The organism is Streptomyces griseus subsp. griseus (assembly GCF_000720255.1).
In the GTDB taxonomy this organism is placed as follows: Bacteria; Actinomycetota; Actinomycetes; order Streptomycetales; family Streptomycetaceae; genus Streptomyces; species Streptomyces griseus_I.
Window position 1 is genome coordinate 1 of record NZ_JOJE01000241.1, and the last position, 220, is coordinate 220.

General features: G+C 64.1%; 1 protein-coding gene. It reads left to right on the forward strand.

Annotated elements, in window-relative coordinates:
• Nucleotides 1–220: hypothetical protein (locus tag IG99_RS43960; RefSeq protein WP_037684739.1), on the forward strand; the 220-nt coding region annotated here is incomplete at both ends.

Here is a 220-nt window from a genome sequence, read left to right on the forward strand (position 1 = left end):
GTTCGTCTTCACCGTCCAGTGTGTCGACCCGATCGATCCCGATCTGGTGCTGTCCCTGATGGGCACCGCTACCAGCCGCCTCGTCCAGGCCCTGGACGACGCCCCCGACACCCCCGTACAGACCCTGCCCGTCCTCAACGACACCGAGCAGAATCTTGTGCTCAATCGGTGGAACGACACCGCCGTCGAGGTGGTGGATCGCACGTTGCCGGTGTTGTTC